This window comes from Pseudomonas sp. FW507-12TSA (assembly GCF_058781435.1).
In genome coordinates this window covers 88,411-111,298 of record NZ_JBYSWT010000018.1, presented here as the reverse complement: position 1 = coordinate 111,298, position 22,888 = coordinate 88,411, and the positions used below count along the sequence as shown (strand labels likewise).

Below are 22,888 nucleotides of genomic sequence, written 5' to 3'. Positions count from 1 at the left end.
CTGCTGTTCCATCCTGTGGAACCACATTCGATTGTCCCTGGCGCCGGCTCGCGGTTAGCTACCACCGAGCTGCGTACAACAAGCACGGGAACCCACCCGGCCAGAGGACAGACGCCATGACCCGACACCAGCACATCCTTGCCTGGCTCAATGACATCGCCGGCGACTTGCGTGCCATCCGCCACGACATCCATGCCCACCCCGAACTGGGATTCCAGGAAAACCGCACCGCGGCTCTGGTGGCTCGCTGCCTGCAAGACTGGGGCTACGAGGTGCACCAGGGCATCGGCTGCACCGGGTTGGTGGGCGTCCTGCGCAACGGCAGCAGCTCGCGCACCCTGGGCCTGCGGGCGGACATGGACGCCCTGCCTATCGTCGAAGCCAGCGACGCGCCCCACAGCAGTCGCCACCATGGCTGCATGCACGCCTGCGGGCATGATGGCCACACCACCATCCTGCTCGGCGCCGCCCGCTACCTGGCGGCCACCCGGCAATTCGACGGCACCCTGAACCTGATCTTCCAGCCGGCGGAGGAGGGCCAGGGCGGTGCCGAGGCGATGCTCGCCGACGGCTTGCTGGAGCGTTTCCCCTGCGATGCGCTGTTCGGCCTGCACAACATGCCGGGCTTGCCGGCAGGGCACCTGGGGTTTCGCCAGGGAGCGATGATGGCGTCCCAGGACTTGTTCGAGGTGGTGGTCGAAGGTGTAGGTGGCCATGGTTCCATGCCGCACCTGGCGGTGGATCCGCTGGTGGCGGCGGCCAGCATGGTCATGGCCTTGCAGACGGTGGTGGCGCGCAACATCGATGCGCAGCGGGCGGCGGTGGTCACCGTCGGCGCCCTGCAGGCTGGCGAGGCCGCCAACGTGATTCCCCAGCAGGCACTGCTGCGCTTGAGCCTGCGCGCCCTCGACGCACCGGTGCGTGAACAGGTGCTGGAGCGGGTCAGGGCGATCATCCAGACCCAGGCCGTAAGCTATGGCTGCACCGCCAGCATCCTCCATCGCCCGGCCTATCCGGTGCTGGTCAACAGCCCGGCCGAGACCGAGTTCGCCCGGCAGGTGGCCGTGGAACTGCTGGGGGACAGCGCAGTGGATGGCAATACGCCAAGGCTGATGGGCAGCGAGGACTTCGGCTGGATGCTCCAGCGTTGCCCGGGCAGCTACCTGTTCATCGGCAATGGCGTGGGGCAGCCGATGGTGCATAACCCGGCCTACGACTTCAACGACGACATCCTGCTCACCGGCGCCGCCTACTGGGGCGCCCTGGCGGAGAGTTGGCTCAAGCCGCTCTGAGCGTCGTTCTCCAGGTATTTGCCAGTTCCCCGGGTGCCCTTGCGTGCGCCCGGCACTTCAACGAGCCCGCAAGAAGGCTCAAAAGTCCGTGTGGAGCTTTCCATGAGCCTTTCGACCCCCGCTGTTTCCAAGACCCGGCAGGTGGTTGCCGCCGTCATCGGCAATGCCCTGGAGTGGTACGACTTCATCATCTACGGCTTTCTCGCCAGCTTCATCGCCCGCCAGTTCTTTCCCGGCAGCGACGAATACACTTCCCTGCTGATGGCCCTGGCCACCTTCGGCGTGGGCTTCTTCATGCGTCCGGTGGGTGGTGTGTTGCTGGGCATCTACTCCGATCGCAAGGGGCGCAAGGCGGCCATGCTGTTGATCATCCAGTTGATGACCCTGGCCATCGCGATCATTGTCTTCACCCCCACCTACGCCGCCATCGGGCTCGGCGCGCCGTTGCTGGTGGTGGTGGCGCGCATGCTCCAGGGGTTCGCCACCGGCGGCGAATATGCCAGTGCCACGGCCTACCTGGTGGAGAGCGCGCCGCCCCACCGCAAGGGCCTGTACGGCTCATGGCAATTGGTGGGACAGTGCCTGGCGGTGTTCAGCGGTGCGGCGATGGCGGCGGCGGTGACGCATTTCTTCTCGCCCCAGGCCCTGGAGCAGTGGGGGTGGCGCCTGCCCTTCGTGTTCGGCCTGCTGATCGGTCCGCTGGGCCTGTGGATTCGCAAGTATATGGACGAACCACAAGCCTTCGTCGAGGCCCGCAAGCAGGTGCGTGGCAAAGGCCCGGGGCTGCTGGAGATCATCCGTACCCATCGCCGGGGCATCCTGGTGGCCATGGGCCTGGCCTGCGGTGCCACGGTGTCGTTCTATGTGCTGCTGGTGAACATGCCGACCTTCGCCCACAACAATCTCGGCCTGCCCCTGGACCAGGTGCTGCTGGTGCAGATGCTTGCGGTGGCGCTGATGACCCTGGTCATCCCGCTGGCCGGGGCATTGTCGGACCGTCATGGCCGGCGGCCGGTGCTGATGGTCTTCACCCTGGTGTTCTTCGTCATGGTCTACCCCTTGTATGCCTGGGTCGCGGCCGCACCGTCCATCGAGCGCCTGCTGGTGATGCAACTGCTGCTGTGCAGCGCCATTGGCGGTTGCTTCGGCCCTGCGCCCACTGCCCTGGCCGAGCAGTTTCCCATCGAGGTGCGTTCCACCGGCGTATCGGTGGCGTATAACGTCGCAGTGATGCTGTTCGGTGGATTCGCACCGCTGGTGGTGACCTGGCTGAGCAAGACCATGGCCACGCCGGTGGCGCCTGCGTTCTATGTATTGCTGACGTCGATGCTGAGCTTGCTGGCCATCTACTGCCTGCACGATCCGCTCCGGCAGAACAAACCTGCGACCTTGCCCCTGGGAGGTGCGTCTTGAGCAAGCTTCACGAACCCGTGGCTGGCGACTCGATCGTCGAACTCGATGCCCTGGCATTGTCCGCGGCGATCCATGGCCGCGAACTGTCCTGCCGGGAGGTGATGCAGGCCTACCTGGCGCAGATCGAGCGCGTGAACCCGCAGGCCAATGCCTTGGTTTCGCTGCGTGCGCCCGAGATCCTCCTGGACGAGGCCGACCAGCGCGACCGACAACTGGCCCGGGGCCAATCCCTGGGCTGGATGCATGGCATGCCGCAGGCGATCAAGGACCTGGCAGCCACCGCCGGGCTGACCACCAGCCTTGGTTCGCCGCTGTTTGCCACCCAGGTGCCCGGCGAGGATGCCATCAGCGTGGCCCGGGTACGCGCCAGCGGGGCGTTGATCGTCGGCAAGAGCAATGTCCCGGAGTTCGGCCTGGGCTCGCATACCTACAACCAGCTGTTCGGCACCACCGGCAATGCCTACGACAGCAACCTGAGCGCCGGCGGCAGTAGCGGCGGGGCGGCAGTGGCCCTGGCGCTGCGCATGCTGCCGGTGGCCGATGGCAGCGACATGATGGGCTCGCTGCGCAACCCGGCGGCGTTCAACAACGTGTTCGGCATGCGCCCCTCCCTGGGCCGGGTGCCCCATGGCCCGGCGCCGGAGCTGTTCGTCCAGCAACTGGCCACCGAAGGCCCCATGGGCCGCACCGTGGCCGACGTCGCCCGGCTGCTGGCGACCCAGGCCGGCTACGATCCCCGCGCGCCCCTGTCGCTGAAGGATGACCCGGCCGCGCTGGGTGCCTCCCTGCAGCGGGATGTACGCGGGCTACGCCTGGGCTGGCTGGGGAACTACAACGGTTACCTGGCCATGGAGCAGGGGGTGCTGGCGCTGTGCGAGAAGGCCCTGGGGGATTTTCTCGACCTGGGTTGCGAGGTGGACAGCTGCCAGCCGGAGTTCTCCCTGGCCCAGCTGTGGGATTGCTGGCTGGTGCACCGGCACTGGCTGGTCCAGGGTTCCCTGGGCCTGCTGTACAACGATCCTGACAAGCGTCGCTGGCTCAAGCCCGAGGCCCGCTGGGAGGTGGAGGGCGCGGCCAGCCTCGGCGCGGCCGATGTGTATCGCGCCTGCCAGAGCCGCAGCGATTGGTACCGGGCGCTGCTGCGGTTGTTCGAGCGTTACGATTTCCTGCTGCTGCCCACCGCCCAGGTGTTTCCTTTCGATGCACGCCAAGCCTGGCCACGCCAGGTCGCCGGGCAGGAAATGGACACCTATCACCGCTGGATGGAAGTGGTGATCGGCCCGACCCTGGCCGGCTTGCCCTGCATCAGCATCCCGGTGGGCTTCAACCTGGCCGGCCTGCCCATGGGCATGCAGATCATCGGCCCGCCCCAGGCCGACCTGGCCGTGCTGCAACTGGCCCAGGCCCATGAGCAACTCACGCAGTGGGTGCGCCGGCGACCTCCTGGCAATATCCGGTAATCAGGCAGGGGCAATGGCGAGGTCGCGGGGGCCCGCATCTTGCTGAGAAATTCCTTACTCATCCTCAAGCAGAGAGTCCGGACCATGGCCAGCAAGTTAGAAAGCGCAGGCGTGCGTTCAGTGGAGCGGGCCTTGGCCATCGTCGAGCTGTTGGGCCAGCACCAGGCCCTGGGCCTGGAAGAGTTGCACTACCTGACCGGCCTGCCCAAGGCCACGGTGTCGCGCCTGCTGCTGACCCTGCAAGAGCAGGGTTGGATCTACCGTGGCCTGAGCGACCGGCGCTATTGCCTGAGTGCCCGCAGCCTGTTCGGTGACAGCCGGCAGCGCTTCAAGCGCCAATTGGCCGAGCGCGCCGGGCCCTGGCTGCTGGAGCTGAGCGCCCGCACCGGGCTGGTCAGCGACCTGTCGAGTTTCGACGGCGAGCACCTGGAGGTCCTGGAGAGCGTGGTGCCCGAGGTCTTGCGCAAGCGCTATCCGAGCAGTAGTAGCCGCGTGGTCGGCCAGCACGCCAGCCTGTTTCATTCAGCCATGGGCAAGGCCTGCCTCGGTGCCTTGCCCAGGGCGGAAGTCGAGCGCCTGGCAGCACGCGAAGCCGAGCCGATCGAGGCCTGGCTGCAACCAAGCGTGCAGTTCCAACACCAGGGGTTCGGCCAGCGTACCGAGGGCTATTGGGAATACCCGGTGCGCCTGCCGTTCCTGATCCGTGCCGTGGCCCTGCCGCTGCAGGTCGATGGCCGGGTGGTGGGTAGCATTGCCCTGCACTGGCCGCAGGATCTGTCCTGTGTCGAGCAGGTACGCCATCAGTACCTGGGGCTGTTGGCCGAAACGGTCGGGCAATTGCAGAAGACCTTCGCCTGAATCCCGCCCGCCGCCGTGGCTTTCCCGCGTCGATGCATGGGCGCCTTGTCCTGATCGGCCATCGTGCAGGCGGCCTGGCCATGGTTGCCGACACCTCTTTTGGCACCGTATCAATCGCCTTTGGCCCCGGCTAACGGTGTCCCGAGGGTTTGCCAGCCTCCGGACGCCCGGTTAAGGTGGCGCCTTCTGTTCTCGGGAGCTTGCATGCGTACCTCGATCCGCCTTCTTCTCAGCCTGCTGGCAGTGCTGGCCCTTCCGGCCCAGGCCAACTGGTACCTGGACAACGAGTCCTCGCGTATTTCCTTCGTGACCACCAAGAACGCCAGCATTTGCGAGGTCCAGCGCTTCCTGGTGCTGCATGGCAAGGTCGATGGCAAGGGACTGGCCCAGCTGCAGCTGGAGCTGGACTCGGTCAGCAGCGGCATCCCCCTGCGTGACGAACGCATGCGCCAGGACCTGTTCCAGGTCCAGCAGTTTCCCGAGGCCCGGGTTACTGCGCAGATCAACCTGCGGCCGATCAACGACCTGGCCAATGGCGCGCAGATCGAACTGCTGCTGCCGATAACGGTGAGCCTGCACGGCCAGGAGCACACCTACAACGCCGAGTTGCTGGCCACGCGCCTGGACGAGCGGCGTTTCCAGGTGGTGACCCTGGAGCCCCTGGTCCTCAACGCCGAGGATTTCAACCTGGCGCCGGGCCTGGACAGCCTGCGCAAGGTCGCCGGTTTGTCGGCCATCAGTTTCTCGGTACCGGTGGGTGCGGTACTGATCTTCACGGCGCGCTGAAATGCGCGGAGCGGTTTTCCCCTGGCGCGAAGGCAACCGCTTCGAGTTACTGGTCGACGGGCCCGAGTTCTTCCCACGCATGCTGGTGGCCATTGCCCGCGCCCAGCAGCAGGTGGAGCTGGAGCTGTACCTGGTGGAAGCCGGCTCCTGCGCGCAGGCCATGGTCCAGGCGCTGGTCCAGGCCGCCGAGCGCGGCGTGCGGGTACGCTGCCTGTTCGACGACTATGGCAGCCTGGCCTTCACCCAGGCCCTGCGCCGCAGCTTGACCGACGCCGGCGTCGAGCTGCGCTTGTACAACCGCCTGCAGTGGCGCCAGGGCTGGCTCAACCTCTATCGCGATCATCGCAAGCTGCTGTTGGTGGACCGTTCCCTGGCAGTGGTAGGGGGAACCGGGGTCACCGACGAATTCTGGCTGCCGCAACGCAACAGCTGCGACTGGCACGAGGTGATGGTGCAGATCAGCGGCCCGATGGTGGCTGACTGGCAGGTGCTGTTCGACCGCCAGTGGGATGCCAACCCGCATCGCGGAGCCTGGAAACCCAACGCCGATTTCGGCCTGCAACGCTTGCCGCGCCTGCCCGATAGCGGCGAGGGCATGGGCCGGGTGGCCTATGCCGATGCCCGCCAGCATCGCGATATCCTGCATTCGTTGATCCGGGCCCTGCATAGCGGCCAGCGGCGGGTCTGGCTGGCCACGCCGTACTTCCTGCCCACCTGGTCGGTGCGTCGCTCGCTGCGCAAGGCGGCGGCCCGGGGCCTGGATGTGCGCCTGCTGCTGACCGGCCCCCGTACCGACCACCCGGCGGTGCGCTATGCCGGGCACCGCTACTATCCGCGCCTGCTCAAGGCCGGGGTGCGGATCTTCGAGTACCAGCCCTGTTTCCTGCACCTGAAGATGGTGCTGGTGGACGATTGGGTGAGCGTCGGCTCATGCAACTTCGACCACTGGAACCTGCGCTTCAACCTGGAAGCCAACCTGGAAGCCCTGGACCCGGCGCTGACCGCCGCAGTGGTGGCGAGCTTCGAGAAGGATTTTGTCCAGAGCGAGGAGGTCAGCCTGGCGGTGTGGCGCAACCGGCCTTTGTGGCGTCGGATCAAGCAGCGGGTCTGGGGCTGGGTCGATCGCCTGGTGGTCAACCTGCTGGATCGGCGCGGCTGACCGTCACGGCTGATACGGCTACAGATATTGCGGGGATTACAGGGGATTGCAGAAGGAGGCGGCCGGCGCAGGTCATGCGCCAGCCGGTGAGGGGGATCAGAGCAGTTCGAAGCTCTGTTGCTGGACGTCCTGGGAATCCAGGCCGATCTGTACGTTGAAGTCGCCAGGTTCGGCGGCGTACTTGAGCTGGGCGTTGTAGAACTTCAGGTCGTCTTCGCTGATGTTGAAGCGGATGACCTTCTCTTCGCCGGCCTTGAGCATGACCTTCTGGAAGTTCTTCAGCTCCTTGATCGGACGAATGATCGACCCGGCCACATCCTGGATATACAACTGCACCACGGTCTCGCCGTCGCGCTTGCCAGTATTCTTCAAGGTCACGCTGGCCTCCAGCTTGCCGCCCTTGTGCAGGGTGGTGGCGGACAGGGCCATGTCCGACAGGCTGAAGCGGGTGTAGCTCAAGCCATAGCCGAACGGGAACAGCGGGCCGGTGATGTCATCGAAGTACTGCGAGGTGTAGTTGCCCGGCTTGCCTGGGGTGAACGGCCGGCCGATGGTCAGGTGGTTGTAGTAGGTCGGGATCTGGCCCACGGAGCGCGGGAAGGTGATCGGCAGCTTGCCCGACGGGTTGTAGTCGCCGAACAGGACGTCGGCAATGGCGTTGCCGCCCTCGGTGCCGCTGAACCAGGTTTCCAGGATCGCGTCGGCCTGCTGGTTTTCCTCCAGCAGGGTCAGTGGCCGGCCATTCATCAGCACCAGCACCAGGGGCTTGCCGGTGGCCTTGAGGGCCTTGATCAGCGCCCGCTGGCTGGCCGGGATGTTCAGCTCGGTGCGGCTCGAGGATTCATGGGACATGCCCCGCGACTCGCCCACGGCGGCGACGATCACGTCAGAAGCCTGGGCTGCCTTCACGGCCTCGTCGATCATCTGTTGCGCCGGACGTGGGTCGTCCACCACTTCCGGGGCGTCGAAGTTGAGGAAGTTCAGGTAGTCCACCACCTTCTTGTCGTCGGTAATGTTCGAGCCCCGGGCGTAGACCAGCCGGGCCTGGTCGCCCAGCACATTGCGCATGCCGTCGTAGAGGGTCACCGACTGTGCCGGCACGCCGGCGGCGGCCCAGCTGCCCATCATGTCGATCGGTGCCTTGGCCAATGGGCCGACCACGGCGATCCTGGCGGTCTTTTTCAGCGGCAGGGTGTCGTTCTGGTTCTTCAGCAGCACCAGGCTGCGCCGGGCGATATCCCGGGCGTCGCTGCGGTGCAGGCGGCTTTCGGCGTTGGTGTCGGCCGGATCGTCCTCGGCCTTGCCGATGCGCAGGTACGGATCCTTGAACAGGCCCATGTCGTACTTGGCCCCCAACACCTCACGCACGGCGTTGTCGATGTCCTTCTGTTCGATCTCGCCGGACTTGAGCAGCCCTGGCAATTCCTTGCCATACAACGAGTCGTTCATGCTCATGTCGATGCCGGCCTTGATCGCCAGCTTGGCGGCCTCGCGACCGTCCTTGGCGACGCCATGGCGGATCAGTTCGATGATCGCGCCGTGGTCGCTCACCGCCAGGCCCTTGAAGCCCCACTCCTTGCGCAGCAGGTCGTTCATCAACCAGGTGTTGGAGGTGGCGGGCACGCCATTGATCGAGTTCAGGGCCACCATCACCCCACCGGCACCGGCGTCGATCGCCGCGCGGTAGGGCGGCAGGTAGTCCTGGTACATCTTCACCGGGCTCATGTCGACGATGTTGTAGTCGCGACCGCCTTCCACCGCACCGTACAGGGCGAAGTGCTTGACGCTGGCCATGATGCTGTCGGGGGCCGCCGGGCTCTTGCCCTGGTAGGCGTTGACCATCACCTTGGCGATTCGCGAGACCAGGTAGGTGTCTTCGCCGAAGCCTTCGGACGTCCGGCCCCAGCGTGCATCGCGGGAGATGTCGACCATCGGTGCGAAGGTGATGTCCAGGCTGTCGGCGCTGGCTTCCTGGGCGGCGATACGCCCGGAGCGGCCGATGGCGTCCATGTCCCAGCTGGAGGCCAGGGCCAGGCTGATGGGGAAGATGGTCCGGTGGCCGTGGATCACGTCGTAGGCGAAGAACATCGGGATCTTCAGGCGGCTGCGCATGGCCGCGTCCTGCATCGGCCGGTTTTCCGGGCGCGAGATGGAGTTGAAGGTGGCTCCGATATTACCGGCGGCGATCTCCTTGCGGATCAGTTCCCGGGGCATTTCCGGGCCGATGCTGATCAGGCGCAACTGGCCGATCTTTTCCTGCAGGGTCATCCGCTTGAGCAGATCGGTGATAAAGGCTTCCTTGTTCTCCAAGGGGACCGGGGCAGACTCGGCCAATACAGGGTGACTGGCCAGGCTGACCAGCAGCCCCAGCAAACACAGCTTCTTCATGAATTTGTTCTCAAGGGCTCAAGACCGACGCATGAGTGACGCGCCGAACAGCCAAAATTTAGGGGGCAGCTATTGTTGTTCAGATAATTCCCGCACACTTCAGGCCGTGTGAAAACTGCTGCATTCGGCAATACGGCGTTAAAAACAGGCTTGTCTTGCCTTGACTCGCGACGTTTTCACACAGTCTTATTTCTGAACTCTTTTTCGCGCTGGGCATCTTTTAGCCCATCAGCCCGATGCATTCCAGTAGCGTTGGCAGATTTTGCCCTGCCAGGGCCTGAAAACACGGGCAAAAGATTCTCTTCAACCAGGTTGTGCAAGGAGCCTCACCCATGAACCTCACCCAAAGCCTGCGCTCGAGCTGGCCTGTCGCCGCCCTGTTGCTGCTCACCAGCCTGCTCAGCGGCTGCGGCATCAACAACATTCCTACCCTCGACGAGCAGGTCAAGGCCGATTGGGGCCAGGTGCAGAACCAGTACCAGCGCCGTGCCGACCTGATTCCCAACCTGGTGGAGACCGTCAAGGGCTACGCCAAGCACGAGCAGGAAACCCTGACTGCGGTGATCGAGGCCCGGGCCAAGGCGACCTCGATCCAGGTGGACGCCAGCACCCTGGACAACCCGGAAAAACTCAAGCAGTTCCAGCAGGCCCAGGACCAGTTGAGCGGTGCCCTGAGCCGCCTGATGGTGGTTTCCGAGCGCTACCCGGATCTCAAGGCCAACCAGAACTTCCTGGCCCTGCAATCCCAGCTCGAGGGCACCGAGAATCGTATCGCCGTGGCCCGCCGTGACTTCATCCTGGCGGTGCAGAAGTACAACACCGAGATCCGTACCTTCCCCGGTCGCCTGTGGCATAGCCTGATGTACAGCGATCTGCCGGTGCGCGAGTCGTTCGAGGCCACCAGCCCCGACGCCGACAAGGCCCCGCAAGTGAAATTCTGATGAACCACGGGCAGCGCGTGCTGCGAGGCGCGCTGCTGTGGCTATGGCTGGTGAGTGGCGCCGTACTGGCGCAGCAACCAGGGCCAACGCCCACGGATGGGGTGCAGTTGCGTTCGGCGCAACCCACTGTCCAGGTCGGGCCCGTACCGGCCACTGCGACAGCGGTGCCGCTTGAAAGCCTGTTCCCCAAGCTGACGGGCAGGGTGGTGGACACGGCGCAGATGCTCACGCCTTCGGCGCAGGTCTACCTGACGCAGATGCTCGAACGGCTCGAGCAGAGCACCACCGACCAGGTGGTGGTGGTCACTGTGCCGAGCCTGGGCGGCTACAGCATCGAGGAGTTCGGCCTGCGACTGGGCCGGCACTGGGGGATCGGCCAGAAGGACAAGAACAACGGAGTCCTGCTGTTGGTGGCCAAGGACGATCGCAAGGTGCGGATCGAAGTGGGCTACGGCCTGGAAGGGCGGATCGACGATATCTGGGCGCACCTCATTATCAACGACTCGATCATTCCGTATTTCAAGGATGAGCTGTACTCCTCCGGGATCATTACCGGCACCACCTCCATCGTGCGTCTGCTGGAACCCAACAGCACGCGGATGCTGGCGCACCGCTGGGTGGTGCAGAGCTGGTACCAGCAGATCGAATGGATGTGGTGGTTCAAGGTGTTGTTCTTCCTGGTGTTCGCCGTCTTGCCCCTGGGCGCGATCCTGGCTTCGTGGCGCAACAGCGAGGCTGAACCAGGCCGTGCCAGCGATGATCCGCCCACACGTGAACCCAGGGCCGAGCGTGATTCGGGATCGAGCAGTTCATTCGACTGGTTCGACTCCGGCAGTTCGAGTTCCGGCGCAAGTTCCGATTCGGATGGTTTCAGGGGCGGCGGTGGCGGTTTTGGTGATGGCGGGGCATCCGGCAGTTGGTAGTGCAAGCGAAAAGTCATTGAGGACGAGGTGCTGATGCGACTCTATAAAATCGGCCTGGTGCTGTTGCTCTGGGTCTTGGCGATTTCGGCCCAGGCCGAGCTGAAGTTCCCGGCCCTGAGCGGGCGAGTGGTGGACGATGCGCAGATGCTCGAGCCGGCCACGCGCGCCCAGTTGACCCAGGAACTTGCAGCCCATGAGCAGGCCACCAGTGAACAATTGGTGGTGGTGACCCTGGCGAACCTGCAGGGCGCCACCATCGAGGATTATGGCTACCAGCTGGGGCGCCACTGGGGCATCGGCCAGAAGGACAAGAACAACGGCGCGCTGCTGATCGTTGCCCGGGATGAGCGCAAGCTGCGCATCGAAGTGGGCTATGGCCTGGAGGATCGCCTGACCGATGCCCAGGCCTCGGTGATCATCAACCAGGTCATCACCCCGGCGTTCAAGAACGGGCAGTTCAGCAAGGGCATCAGCGACGGGGTTTCGGCGATGCTCCTGGTGCTGGGCGGCACGCCGCTGGATGAGCCAGCCACCGCATACGATACGGGGCAGAGCAGTGGCCAGGATGACTTTGTGCAGCGCCATCCATTGCTGTTCATCTTCCTGGTGCTGCTGTTCATCCTGGTGATCATGGTCGCGCAGGCGCTCGGTTTGATCTCCACCACCAGCGGCCGCGGTGGCGGTGGTGGTTTCGGAGGCGGCGGATTTGGCGGCGGGTCCGGCGGTGGCGGTTTCAGCGGTGGCGGCGGCAGCTTCGGCGGCGGTGGTTCGTCCGGTGGCTGGTAACTCAAAATAAAAAATCGGATATCCAACGACATGGCATTACTCAGTGAATTCGAACAACGGCAGGTGGCCGAAGCCATTGCCCGGGTGGAGCAGCAAACCGACGCCGAACTGGTGACGGTGCTGGCCGCCCGAGCCGACGACTACGCCTATATCCCGCTGCTCTGGGCCAGCCTCGTGGCGCTGGTGGTGCCAGGCCTGGTGCATTACGTCACCGGCTGGCTGAACATGCACCTGTTGTTGCTGGCGCAATGGGCGACCTTCATCGTGCTGTGCCTGGTGTTCCGCCTGCCGCGGATCACCACCCGGCTGATCCCGCGTTCGGTAAGGCATTGGCGGGCCTCGAACCTGGCCCGGCGCCAGTTCCTCGAGCAGAACCTGCACCACACCGTTGGTGGTACCGGGGTGCTGATCTTCGTCAGCGAGGCCGAGCGCTACGTGGAGATCCTGGTGGACGAGGGTATTTCCAAGCGCCTGGACGACAAGCGCTGGGACACCATCGTCCGCGCCTTCACCCAGCAGGTGAGGCAAGGCCAGACCTTGCAGGGTTTTCTCGACTGCATCGACTCCAGTGGCGAGCTGCTCAAGGAGCACGTGCCCCTGACCCAATCGCGCAACGAGCTGCCCAACCGCCTGGTGGTGCTCAACTGAGCCCTGAGGGCTCGGTTGCTGAAGAATCTGCGCCGTCGGGTCAATAACTCCGTGCCCCGACGGCCCATCCCCCCTAAAATACCCGCCATTTCCCGATTCGCACCCCGCACCGCCCGAGGCTCCTGCCCCCATGTCCGTCACCGCACCTTCCGTCCGGCCCGCGCCGGACCACCATGCCCAGTTCCTGCAATTGCTGGAGACCAGCCTGGCGCAAAATGCCTTCATCAAGCTGGTGCTGGCCAAGCACGTGGGCGCCGAGGCGGACCTGCAACGGCTGATCATCAAGCAGCTGACGGTCAAGGAGCAGCCGTGCCTGTCCTTCGTCTATCGCTACAAGACCCGCGATATCACCAAGAACTTCTCCCTGGACGAAGGCATTGCCGCCATCGCCGAGCTGCTGCCGGCTTCGTTCAAGAACGCCCATTTGCTGACCCTGACCGATGAGATCCAGCTGGAGTACAGCAAGAAGGGCAAGAGCTCGTTGTTCAAGGGCAAGCCGCAAACCCAGCGCGATGTGCCGTCCGCCGAGCACAACCGCGAGAAGAACCGCTTCCTCGACCTGGACCGGCCGTTCCTCGCCGACCTGGGCGTGACCAACAAGCAGCACGAGCTGATTCCGGCGATGTCGCGCAAGTGGAAGCAGATCAACAAGTTCATCGAAGTCTTCAGCCATGCCCTGGGCAGCTCGCCGATCGACCTTGCGCAGCCGGTGCGAGTGGCGGACTTCGGCTCAGGCAAGGGTTACCTGACCTTCGCCATCCACGACTACCTGCGCAATACCCTCAAGGCCCAGGGCGAGGTCACCGGGGTCGAGCTGCGCGAAGACATGGTGACCCTGTGCAACGCCGCCGCCGCGCGCCTGGAGCATCCCGGCCTGGTGTTCAAGTGCGGTGATGTGCGCAGCGTGGCCCCCAGCGAACTGGAAGTGATGATCGCCCTGCATGCCTGCGACGTCGCCACCGACTACGCGATCCACACCGGCATCCGCTCCGGGGCGGCGATCATCATGTGCTCGCCGTGCTGTCACAAGCAGATCCGCCAGCAGATCCAGAGTCCGGCGTTGCTCAAGCCGATGCTGCAATACGGCCTGCACCTGGGGCAGCAGGCCGAGATGGTCACCGACAGCCTGCGGGCGCTGTTCCTCGAAGCCTGTGGTTACGAAACCAAGGTCTTCGAGTTCATCTCCCTGGAGCACACCAACAAGAACAAGATGATCCTCGCGGTCAAGCGTGCCGAGCCCCAGGATCCGACCCAGTTGCTGGCGCGGATCGACGAACTCAAGGCCTTCTACCGCATCAGCGAACACTGCCTGGAAACCCTGCTCAAGGCCGACGGCTACCTCGCGGGATAAGCTTCGAACTTGCCGCTTGTGGCTTGCAGCTGTAGTAGTCGGTTATTACCCGGCCGCAAGGATAAGGACTACCTTGAATACTCCTTCCGCCCACGTGCTTGTTTGAAAGGAGTCCACTCCATGGCCGCGAAAAAGATCCTCATGCTGGTTGGCGACTACGTCGAAGACTACGAAGCGATGGTGCCGTTCCAGGCACTGCTGATGGTCGGGCACACGGTGCACGCCGTGTGCCCGGACAAGAGCGCCGGGCAGACCGTGCGCACGGCCATCCACGATTTCGAGGGCGACCAGACCTACAGCGAGAAGCCTGGGCACCTGTTCGCCCTGAACTTCGACTTCGCCAAGGTGCAGTCCAGCGACTACGACGCGCTGCTGATCCCCGGCGGCCGTGCCCCGGAATACCTGCGCCTGAACGAACAGGTGCTGCAACTGGTCAAGGAGTTCGACCGGGCTGGCAAGCCGATTGCCGCGGTATGCCACGGTGCGCAACTGCTGGCGGCGGCGGGCATCCTCGAAGGCCGCGAATGCAGCGCCTACCCGGCCTGCGCTCCGGAAGTGCGGTTGGCGGGAGGCACCTATATCGATATCCCCGTGACGCAAGGCCATGTCCAGGGCAACCTGGCCACAGCCCCGGCCTGGCCGGCCCATCCCAACTGGCTGGCCGGTTTCCTCGGCCTGCTGGGCACCCGGATCACCCTGTAAGCGAGTACCACGCCATGTGCGAGCTGTACGTCAAGGCCGACCCGATCCTCTACGAATCGCGTTCGCTGCGCATCTGTGGCGTGGTCACCACCCTGCGCCTGGAAAACCAGTTCTGGGACATCCTCGGCGAGATCGCCGAAGTGGACGGCATGACCACCAACCAGCTGATTGCCAAGCTGTATGAAGAGGTCATGGACTACCGTGGCGAGGTGGTGAACTTCGCCTCCTTCCTGCGGGTCAGTTGCACCCGCTACCTGAGCCAGCGACGCACCACTGCCCCCGACCTTAACCTGGTTCGCCTCAACCGATGATCAGTCGAGAACTATCGCGTCTGTAAACGCGATAGTCGAGATACAAGCCGCTGCCGAGCCTGCGAAGCTGCGCACGCCCCGAAGGGGCGCAAGGTCTGCGCTGTAGATGCCAAGCAAGGTCCTGCGGACCTTTGCGCAGCCGCAAAAGCTCGAAAGGGGCTACAGGGGCTATAGGGGCTCTGCTCAAGGCCGAAGGTCACAACCCCAGGCGCACCAGCTGGCGCAGGTCGGCGATCACCGCCGGGTTGCCGCCTTCGAGCACATCCAGGCGAATCTGCGCGATCAGTGATTTCAGCAGTTCGGTCTGGGTCATCCGCGTCGCCTGCAGCAGGCGCGCGAGATCCTCGGCCACATAGTGGTTCACCTTAAGCGACAGGCGTTTCATTGCATTCACGGCAGGTATCTGGCGGACCTCGGCCTGTTGGGCCAGGTACTGGGCGAAGCCGTCGTGCACTTGTTCCAGGGCAGGTACAAGGGGGGCGCTGAAGTAGTAGCTGAAGAACAGCTTGCGCATCTGCACCCCGGCGTCCTCGGCCACCGAGTGCATCGCGGCGTCCAGCACGTCGAGGTAGACCGCAGGCAGCCGCGCCTCGATGGAGGTCAGTTGCTGGCGGCGCGCTTCCTTGATCGCCGGGGTCGACTGGGGGGGGATGGCTACCGTGGTAGCGCACTGATCGCAGACCCCCACCAGGATCTCCCGGGCCTGGCCGTTGCCGTCGCTGAAGGGCACGTCGCGTCGGGTGTAGGTAATGCCCACGACCTGCTGGCAATGCTCACAAAGTGCCTTGCCCCGGTCGCCCTGCAGATAGAGTTTCATGGGTTGTCCTCATCGGTGAACGCTGATGAACCACGCATCTGGCTCGATAAAGTAGAACTTGATGTACCAGCCCGCCTTCTTCAGCACATGGACGGCAAGGTCCGGGGCGCTGTGGTGGGCACTGCACTGGTGGTCGCTGCCCTTGCAGGCACCGATGACCTCGATCAGTTGGCCGGCCGAAACCTCGCCGGTGGCCAGCAGGTTCTTGACCTCGATCGAGCCGCGTGCGGCATGCAGATAGTGACCGCTCTGTAGTGCACTGATCAGGTCCCGCCTGACCTTCCTGAAGCCTCTGTCCATGATGCTTGCCTGCTTGTACGATATCTATCGTACAGAATCAATATGGAGTTGACTGAAAGCGCCCAAAGGCATTTCAGCGGTTTTCAGGGGGGAGTCGATCTTAGCCCGGCAGGCGCGGGCAGGAGGGCAGGGTTAAAGGCTTGCAATATATCGGTGATGCTTCGCCTGGCGCAGCGTGCTGTGCCAGGCGAAGGCCTTCAGAAGAACCGCGTCACGCTGATCTTGGCGTTGCGCCCCAGGCTGTAGGCGTTGTCGCCACTGAGCGGCGGGCGGTAGTCGCGGTTGAACATGTTGTCCAGGGTGAAGTTGACTTCGGTGCCCTTGAGGTAGGCCTGCTGGGGTTTCCAGTTGGCGAACAGCCCGTGCACGTTGTAGCGGTCGTTGCCGTACTGGTTCCAGTAGGAGTCGCCCAAGTCGCTGGCCGGACCGCTGGGGTACTTGTCGCTGGGCAGGCGGTCGGTCTGGCGCACCCATTGGCCCTGCCAGCCCACCTGGGCATCCCACTGGGGAATCTTCAGGCCCAGGGTCGCCACCCATTTGCGCGGCGGAATGTCCCGGGCCCAGACGTTCGGCCCCCAGGGATTGGTGTAGGCGCCCTGGTGTTTGCCGGTGATCCACGAATAGGACAGCGCGCCGAATAGGTAGGTGGAGTCGTAGTAGCTTTCGACTTCGAAGCCCTTGATGGTCAGGTCGCCGATATTGCGATACACCGACATCGGCGACTCCTTGCACACCTGGGCGATGCTCTTGCCGGTGCTCAGCTGCTCGGCGCAGCCGATGCCGGTGGCCTTGAGAATCTCGTCGCTGATCTTGTTCTGGAACACCGTGGTGCGGATCTGCGCGCTGTCGTTGTCGGTCAGCAGCTTGGAGAAGTTGTGGATGGTTCCCGCCCGCAGCGCGGTGATGCGTTCCGGGTCCAGGTTGCGGCTGGTGGCCGAGCGGGTGCTGCCGGGGGCCTGCACTTCGTACTGTTCATCGATCACCGGCGCGCGCCAGGTCTTGCTGTAGTCGGCGAACAGCGCCAGGTTCGGGTTGACGTTCCAGTACGCCGAGAGCCGTGGAGACCAGCCGGTGTAGGTCTTGTCGCCATAGTCATGGCCGTCCTTGGGGTTGGTGCTGTTGTACAGCGGCGCGTCGTTTTCCTGGCCACGGTTGCGCACATGGTCATAGCGTAGCGACGGGGTCAGGGTGAAGTCCCCTAGGGTCACCGCGTCCTGAATGTAGAAGGCGTTGTTGTCGACCTTGCCATGGGGCATGAACCCCGGCTGGTAGTGGCCGTAGTTGTACTTGGGCACTTCATAGGTCTTGCCCGGCATCCACATGTCCACCTCGCGGGTGTGCTTGCGGATCTGCGTGCCGAGAGTCAAGGCGTGGTCCAGAGGACCGGTGCTGAAGCGGCTGATGTTGGTCACTTCGAGAATCTTGTCCTCGTAGCCCACGGTGATCTTGCGCCCGCCGGTGACCGGTTGATAGAAGGCGGTCGGGCCGCGTTCGTCGGTCTGATCGGTCTTGGAGTTGGAATACTGGACCTTGAGGTCGACCCAGGGGTTGTCCACCGGCTGGTACTCGTACTTGGCCAGCCAGGTGGTGTCGATGGTGTTGCGCTGGGCCAGGTAGCGCTTGGTGGCGCCGTCATAGCCGTACTTGTCGATGTTGGCCTTGCTTGGCGGCTCCGGGTAGTTCTTGGCCGAGAAGGGGGCCCAGATATCACTGTCGGAGCTGCTGTAGGTGAAGCCCAGGCGCTGCTCGTCGGTCAGTTGCATGTTGAGCTTGAATAGCTGGCCGTCCAGGTCCTGGGCGGTATTGGGCTGGCGCTTGGGGTTGACCAGGTACTGGTTGCGCGGATCGGGGATCGAACTGGCCAGCTTCATGTCGTCGCCATCGCGTTTGGTCCAGTAGGCCAGGGCATCGAAGCGATGATCGTCGGTGCGGCCATAGACCGCAGAGGTGTAGGCCTGCTGATGGTCGTTGCTGCTGTAGCCGTACTTGACCATGGCACCGACATTGCGCCCGTCCTGCAACAGGTCCGGGGCGTCCTTGGTCTCGGTGTGCACGGTGCCGCCGAAGCCACCATTGCCGGTCTTGGGCGAGTGCGGGCCCTTTTCCACCTCGACCCGGCGGATCAGTTCCGGCTCGATGAAGATCACCCCTTGCTGGTAGCGCTCGAAGCCGCTCTTGGTGGCGCCGTCGACGGTGATCGGCACATCCTCGGCGTCTCCCAGGCCCCAGATATTAATGGTCTGGCCACCCGGTTTCAGCGAGCCGCCCAGGCTCACGCCGGGCAGGGTATCGATCAGGCTGACCACGTTGTTGGCCTGATGGCGATCGATCTCCGCCTGGTTCAGAGTCGAGCGGCCGACGCTGGAGGAGTCCACCACCGAGCCGTTGCCGATCACGCTCATGGCCCCCAGTTGCAAGGCCGAGCCGCTGCTCTGGCTGGTTTCGGCAGGGCGCACGATATAAGTGTTGTCGACCTTGACCAGGCTGAACTGACCGTTGCGCAGCAGCTGGCGGATCGCCTCTTCCGGGCTGTAGTCGCCTTGCAGGGCTGGCGCCTTGGCGTTACGCAGCAGTTGCTCGTCGAACAGCAGCTGGATTTTCGCTTGCTGGGCGATCTGGCTCAGGGACGCGGCCAGGGGCTGCGCCGGCAACTGGAAATGGATCGGCCCGGCATGGGCCTGCAGGCTGAAGGCCAGGCAGGCGGCGAGTAGGGTCGGGCGGGAATGGACTAAAGGTACAGGCAAGAGCGCGCGAAACATGACTTCCCCCAAATCGGCTTAAAGGCCGGAAAAGCGCTGCGGACAGATTGCAGACGGGAGGAAGACGGGGCAGTGAAAAAAAACCTCATATGCAAATGAAAAATATTCTCATGTGTCGAATTCAACGGGCTTCGATCTTCACCTGGCCATTGGCCAGGGCCACGGTTTTAACCGGGATCAGCGCGGGCAGGGCCTTGATCAGCGCATCCGGGTCGTTGACGTCCAGGTTGCCGGAAACCTTGTATGCACCCAGTGGACCTTCGGCCAGTTGTACCGGCTGGCGGCGGTAGAGGTTCAGCTCGTCCACCAGGCTGGCCAGGTCGCGGTTGCGAAAGGCCAGGTGCCCGGTACGCCAGTCGGCCACGTCATCGTTGTCCAGGGTCTGCTGGCGCAGGGTGCCCTTCTGCAAGTCGTAGATGGCTCGTTGCCGAGCACCCAGCAGTGCCAGGTCGTCGGTCCGGCCGTCCGGGCTGAATGCCACCTGGCCATGGGCGACGCTGACCACCAACTGGTGCTGGCCGCGCCGCACGTCGAAGGCGGTACCCACCACGCGCACCTTTGCCGCGCCGCTGTGGACCCACAACGGACGCTCCTTGTCGGCGGCCACCTCCAGGTACAGCTGGCCCTGTTGCAAGTAGACATCGCGCTGCTGCGCACTGAAGTCGACCTTCACCCGGGTGTTGGCATTCACATACAAAGTGCTGCCGTCGGGCAACTTGAAAGCCCGTGCCCCGTGTTCCTGGGCCGCGATCTGCTGGACATGGGGAGCTGGGGAGGTTCCCAGGTTGAGCGCCAGCACCGCGCACAGCACGGCGGCGGCCGCTGCCAGGACCGGGCGCCAGGTCGGTGCCTTGCGCCGGGGCAGGGGGATCGGGCGGCTCAGTTGCTGCAACTGCGCCAGGTCGACCCAGAGTTCTTCGAATTCGGCATAGGCCCGGGCATGGGCCGGATGCGCCATCCAGGCATCGAAGGCCTTGCGGCTGGCGCGATCCGGGTCGTTGCGGTTACGAGCGAACCAACTGGCGGCCTCGACATCGATCTGCTCGCTGTCGTTGTCGTCGTGGCGGCCGGGAAAGCGGGTCATTCAGGCAGCTCCTTGCCGTTTTCTCGTTGTAGATGCTGCTTGCAGTGCAGCAGGGCAAAGGCGATGTGTTTTTCCACCATGCTGACGGAAATTCCCATGCGCTTGGCAATCTGTGCCTGGCTCAGCCCTTCGAAGCGGTGCAGCATAAGGGCTTCGCGGCGGCGCGGCGAGAGCTGGGCAAGGACTTCCTTCAATTGTTCCAGGCGTTGCAGGCGCTGGGCGGCGGGTAGCGGCTCGTGCTGTTCGTCGGCCAAGGGCTCGTTGTCGAAGCTTTCTTCGGGATGGGCGTCCTGGTGCACCTTGCTGCGCACCTGCTGGCGTCGCCAGTGATCGCGCAACAGGTTGCGCGCCATCTGGAACAGGAAGGCCCGGGGCTGTTCCACCTGGGCCCGATCACGGTAGTCGAGCCACTGGGTGAATACGTCCTGGGTCATGTCCGCCGCGTCGCTGGCGTTGTCCGTGCGCTTGCGCAGGAAATGCAGGATATCCGCATAGAACCCGCGAACTGAGTCCACCGAAGCAGAGTCGGGCTTGGAGCGAGACATGGATATCCTTCTTGACGACGCGTTGGGCAGGAGGTCGCGAATGATATCGAGAATTATTGCTATTTGTCACTTGGCCATTTGATGGCACTTTCCAGGCGCCCATCAGCCCCCCGCAACGGCTTGTCGACCCGCGCCGACAAGCCGTTGGCTGCCTTCAGATCACGAAGAACCCATGGGTGCCATCACGTCCCAGCTGCGCCACCAGGCCGAACTCCCAGTCCAGGTAGGCCTGCATGGCGTCCCGGGGATTGTCGGTGCCTTCATAAGGGCGCCGGTAGCGATCGATGCGAGGCGAGGCCAGGCGCTGCAGGCCTTGCTCCACGGGCAGCCCGGCTTCGATCCAGGCACTGGTGCCGCCGCTGAGAACGAACACCGGGCGTTGGGCCAGGGCCTGCAAATGCGGGGCGACGAAGCGCGCCAGCAGGCTGCTGCCGCAGGTGAGGACGAAGCGCTCGGGAGGCGGCAGTTGCTCCAGGGCCTGGGCCAGTTGGCTGGGCAAGACCCACCAGGCACCGGGGATATGGCGTTGTACATGGTTGGCGCTGGCAGTGACGTCCAGCACCAGGGTGCCGGGCTCGCGCAGCCAGTCGGCCAGGGTCCGCGGACTGATTTCCTCGACCGCCGGGCTGTCCGGCAACGGCGCCTGCCACGCCCCGCGCACGCTGAAATCGCTGCCCCGCAAGCCGTCGAGCACGGCCACTTGCCAGCCCATCTGCGCCAGCCAGGAAGCGCTCATGTTGGCCCGCACGCCATCGTCGTCCACCAGCACCAGGCGCGCGCCGCGCACGCTGGCGAAATGGTCGGTCTCCTGCACCAGCTGGCCACCTGGGGTGGAGCGGGCAGCGGGCAGGTGGCCGGCGGCGAATTCTTCCGGGCTGCGCACATCGAACAGGTAGCTGGTGCGCTGGGGTTCGGCCTGCCAGCGGCGCCACTGGGCCAGGTCGATACGCGCCACGTCGGCCCGATCGGCCACCGCCCGAGCCGCGGCCTGGGCTTGCGCGCGATGGGCGCCGACGTGTGCGCTGAAGCACCGCTGCTGGCCGTGTTCCAGGGCCTGGCCGGCGAGTGTCCAGCCGATGGTGCCGTTGCGCAGGGCCGCCACCGGGTTGGGAATACCGGCGTTCACCAGCGATTGGGTGCCGATGATGCTGCGGGTACGTCCGGCGCAGTTGACCACCACCCGGGTTTGCGGATCGGGCGCCAGTTCGCGGACCCGCAGCACCAGTTCGGCCCCGGGCACGCTGGTACTGCCAGGGATGCTCATGGTCTGGTACTCGTCGAAGCGCCGGGCGTCGAGTACCACCAGGTCGGCTTGTTGATCGAGCAAGGCCTGCAACTCCTCGGCGGCCAGCGATGGCGTGTGGCGCTCGGCCTCCACCAGTTCGCCAAAGGCCTTGCTCGGTACGTTGACGTCCTTGAACAACTCGCCACCGGCGTTGCGCCAACCGTCCAGGCCGCCCGCAAGCAGGGCGACATCGCTGTAGCCCAGTTGCCGCAGGCGGGTCGCAGCGCGTTCGGCCAGGCCTTCGCCCTGGTCGTAGAGGGTGATGGCGGTATCGCGCCTGGGGATGCGCGCATACACCTCCAACTCCAGTTTCGACAGCGGGATATTGGCGGCGAACAGCGGATGGGCTTCGGCGAAGGGCGCTTCTTCACGCACGTCCACCAGGGCCAGTTCCTGGCGTTCGAGCAGGGCCTGGCGAATCTGTGCCGGGCTGCGGGTCGGGAAATCGGTCATTGCAGGGGCTCCTTCGACAGGTCCCAGAGGTTGGGCAGCAAGGTATTGGAATAGCCGGAGATGAAGAGCTTCTCTTGACCGTCCAGGTCGTGCACCCCACGCCGCACCGCGCCGATGTTGGCACCGTAGACATGGATGCTGATGGACACCCGGTCGGCATGGGCGTTGGTCACCTGGTGGATATCGCCAATATTCGGCGACACCGCTTCCACCTGGCCCGGCACCAGGCGCACCGGTGCCCCGGCAGGTTGCAGGCGGCCGTCGGCCAGGCGCTCGAAGCCCTGGGAGTCCTCGGCGCCGCGCAGCATGCCGATCAGGCCCCAGGTGCGGTGGTCATGAATCGGCGTGCGTTGGCCCGGGCCCCAGACGAAGCTGACGACGGAGAAGCGTTGGCGCGAGTCGACGTGCAGCAGGAATTGCTGGTAGCGCTGCGGATCGGCCTGGGCGAAGGCGTCGGGCAGCCAGTCGTCCTGGCTTACCAGGCGTTGCAGCAAAGTCGCGCCCTGGTCCAGGACCCGGGCTTCGTCGGGGTGACTGTCGAGCAGTTCGGCCAACTCGCCGATGAAGCTGCGCAGGCGGGCCAGGTTGGGTGAGGCGATGGAGACGGTCGAGGCGTTGTGGGGCATG

21 protein-coding genes are annotated in these 22,888 nt (G+C 64.5%); 13 read left to right on the top strand and 8 right to left on the bottom strand.

The window, feature by feature from the left end:
- The first annotated feature begins 116 nt into the window (after positions 1-116).
- The 6 genes from AC3WK8_RS18445 (at position 117) to AC3WK8_RS18420 (ending at position 6,968) form a co-directional block, all read left to right on the top strand.
- Positions 117-1,292: a M20 aminoacylase family protein gene (locus AC3WK8_RS18445; protein WP_103325421.1), complete on the top strand. Its 1,176-nt coding sequence runs from the start codon at positions 117-119 to the stop codon at positions 1,290-1,292.
- A gap of 102 nt (positions 1,293-1,394) precedes the next feature.
- On the top strand, positions 1,395-2,705 hold the full coding sequence (locus AC3WK8_RS18440; protein ID WP_103325422.1) for a citrate-proton symporter: 1,311 nt from the start codon (positions 1,395-1,397) through the stop codon (positions 2,703-2,705).
- Positions 2,702-4,165: an amidase gene (locus tag AC3WK8_RS18435; protein WP_103325423.1), complete on the top strand. Its 1,464-nt coding sequence runs from the start codon at positions 2,702-2,704 to the stop codon at positions 4,163-4,165. Before AC3WK8_RS18440 ends, AC3WK8_RS18435 begins: the two co-directional genes overlap by 4 nt.
- A gap of 84 nt (positions 4,166-4,249) precedes the next feature.
- Positions 4,250-5,023: an IclR family transcriptional regulator gene (locus AC3WK8_RS18430; RefSeq protein WP_022642782.1), complete on the top strand. Its 774-nt coding sequence runs from the start codon at positions 4,250-4,252 to the stop codon at positions 5,021-5,023.
- 204 nt (positions 5,024-5,227) lie between these two features.
- Positions 5,228-5,809, top strand: a complete 582-nt coding sequence (locus AC3WK8_RS18425) for a YceI family protein (protein WP_085596106.1) — start codon at positions 5,228-5,230, stop codon at positions 5,807-5,809.
- A 1-nt stretch (position 5,810) separates the two neighbouring features.
- Positions 5,811-6,968 carry a phospholipase D-like domain-containing protein gene (locus AC3WK8_RS18420; RefSeq protein ID WP_103325424.1) on the top strand — a complete coding sequence of 386 codons (1,158 nt, stop codon included), beginning with the start codon at positions 5,811-5,813 and terminating at the stop codon, positions 6,966-6,968.
- A gap of 96 nt (positions 6,969-7,064) precedes the next feature.
- Here AC3WK8_RS18420 and bglX read toward each other — a convergent pair whose 3' ends face one another.
- Positions 7,065-9,356, bottom strand: a complete 2,292-nt coding sequence (gene bglX, locus AC3WK8_RS18415; RefSeq protein ID WP_103325425.1) for a beta-glucosidase BglX — start codon at positions 9,354-9,356, stop codon at positions 7,065-7,067.
- Positions 9,357-9,688: 332 nt separating this feature from the next.
- On the opposite strand from bglX, the gene AC3WK8_RS18410 reads away from it, so the two are divergent.
- From AC3WK8_RS18410 to AC3WK8_RS18380, 7 genes are all read left to right on the top strand, one after another.
- Positions 9,689-10,297 (top strand): LemA family protein, encoded by a 609-nt coding sequence (locus tag AC3WK8_RS18410; protein ID WP_022642785.1) that lies wholly within the window; start codon positions 9,689-9,691, stop codon positions 10,295-10,297.
- On the top strand, positions 10,297-11,220 hold the full coding sequence (locus AC3WK8_RS18405; RefSeq protein WP_103325426.1) for a TPM domain-containing protein: 924 nt from the start codon (positions 10,297-10,299) through the stop codon (positions 11,218-11,220). The genes AC3WK8_RS18410 and AC3WK8_RS18405 overlap by 1 nt, the downstream gene beginning before the upstream one ends.
- Before the next feature lie 33 nt (positions 11,221-11,253).
- Positions 11,254-12,006: a TPM domain-containing protein gene (locus tag AC3WK8_RS18400; RefSeq protein ID WP_085596131.1), complete on the top strand. Its 753-nt coding sequence runs from the start codon at positions 11,254-11,256 to the stop codon at positions 12,004-12,006.
- Positions 12,007-12,036: 30 nt separating this feature from the next.
- Positions 12,037-12,654: a TPM domain-containing protein gene (locus tag AC3WK8_RS18395; protein WP_085596102.1), complete on the top strand. Its 618-nt coding sequence runs from the start codon at positions 12,037-12,039 to the stop codon at positions 12,652-12,654.
- Between the two features lie 130 nt (positions 12,655-12,784).
- Entirely contained in the window at positions 12,785-14,005 is a 1,221-nt protein-coding gene (locus AC3WK8_RS18390; protein WP_103325427.1) for a class I SAM-dependent methyltransferase, read from the top strand.
- A 120-nt stretch (positions 14,006-14,125) separates the two neighbouring features.
- Positions 14,126-14,707: a DJ-1/PfpI family protein gene (locus AC3WK8_RS18385; RefSeq protein ID WP_085596100.1), complete on the top strand. Its 582-nt coding sequence runs from the start codon at positions 14,126-14,128 to the stop codon at positions 14,705-14,707.
- 14 nt (positions 14,708-14,721) lie between these two features.
- Entirely contained in the window at positions 14,722-15,018 is a 297-nt protein-coding gene (locus AC3WK8_RS18380; RefSeq protein ID WP_103325428.1) for a ribbon-helix-helix domain-containing protein, read from the top strand.
- 196 nt (positions 15,019-15,214) lie between these two features.
- Here AC3WK8_RS18380 and AC3WK8_RS18375 read toward each other — a convergent pair whose 3' ends face one another.
- From AC3WK8_RS18375 to AC3WK8_RS18345, 7 genes are all read right to left on the bottom strand, one after another.
- A complete protein-coding gene (locus AC3WK8_RS18375) occupies positions 15,215-15,835 on the bottom strand; it encodes a hypothetical protein (RefSeq protein WP_053135436.1) in 621 nt (206 codons plus the stop codon).
- Between the two features lie 9 nt (positions 15,836-15,844).
- A complete protein-coding gene (locus AC3WK8_RS18370; RefSeq protein WP_178088028.1) occupies positions 15,845-16,135 on the bottom strand; it encodes a hypothetical protein in 291 nt (96 codons plus the stop codon).
- A 197-nt stretch (positions 16,136-16,332) separates the two neighbouring features.
- Positions 16,333-18,894 carry a TonB-dependent receptor gene (locus AC3WK8_RS18365; protein ID WP_103325429.1) on the bottom strand — a complete coding sequence of 854 codons (2,562 nt, stop codon included), beginning with the start codon at positions 18,892-18,894 and terminating at the stop codon, positions 16,333-16,335.
- Positions 18,895-19,015: 121 nt separating this feature from the next.
- Positions 19,016-19,978, bottom strand: coding sequence for a FecR family protein (locus AC3WK8_RS18360; RefSeq protein ID WP_103325430.1), 963 nt, complete (start codon positions 19,976-19,978; stop codon positions 19,016-19,018).
- Positions 19,975-20,523 carry an RNA polymerase sigma factor gene (locus AC3WK8_RS18355; RefSeq protein WP_103325431.1) on the bottom strand — a complete coding sequence of 183 codons (549 nt, stop codon included), beginning with the start codon at positions 20,521-20,523 and terminating at the stop codon, positions 19,975-19,977. Before AC3WK8_RS18355 ends, AC3WK8_RS18360 begins: the two co-directional genes overlap by 4 nt.
- 154 nt (positions 20,524-20,677) lie before the next feature.
- A complete protein-coding gene (locus AC3WK8_RS18350) occupies positions 20,678-22,261 on the bottom strand; it encodes a rhodanese-related sulfurtransferase (RefSeq protein ID WP_103325432.1) in 1,584 nt (527 codons plus the stop codon).
- Complete coding sequence (locus tag AC3WK8_RS18345) at positions 22,258-22,887, bottom strand: cysteine dioxygenase family protein (RefSeq protein WP_103325433.1); 630 nt, start codon at positions 22,885-22,887, stop codon at positions 22,258-22,260. The genes AC3WK8_RS18350 and AC3WK8_RS18345 overlap by 4 nt, the downstream gene beginning before the upstream one ends.
- Between the last annotated feature and the right edge of the window lies 1 nt (position 22,888).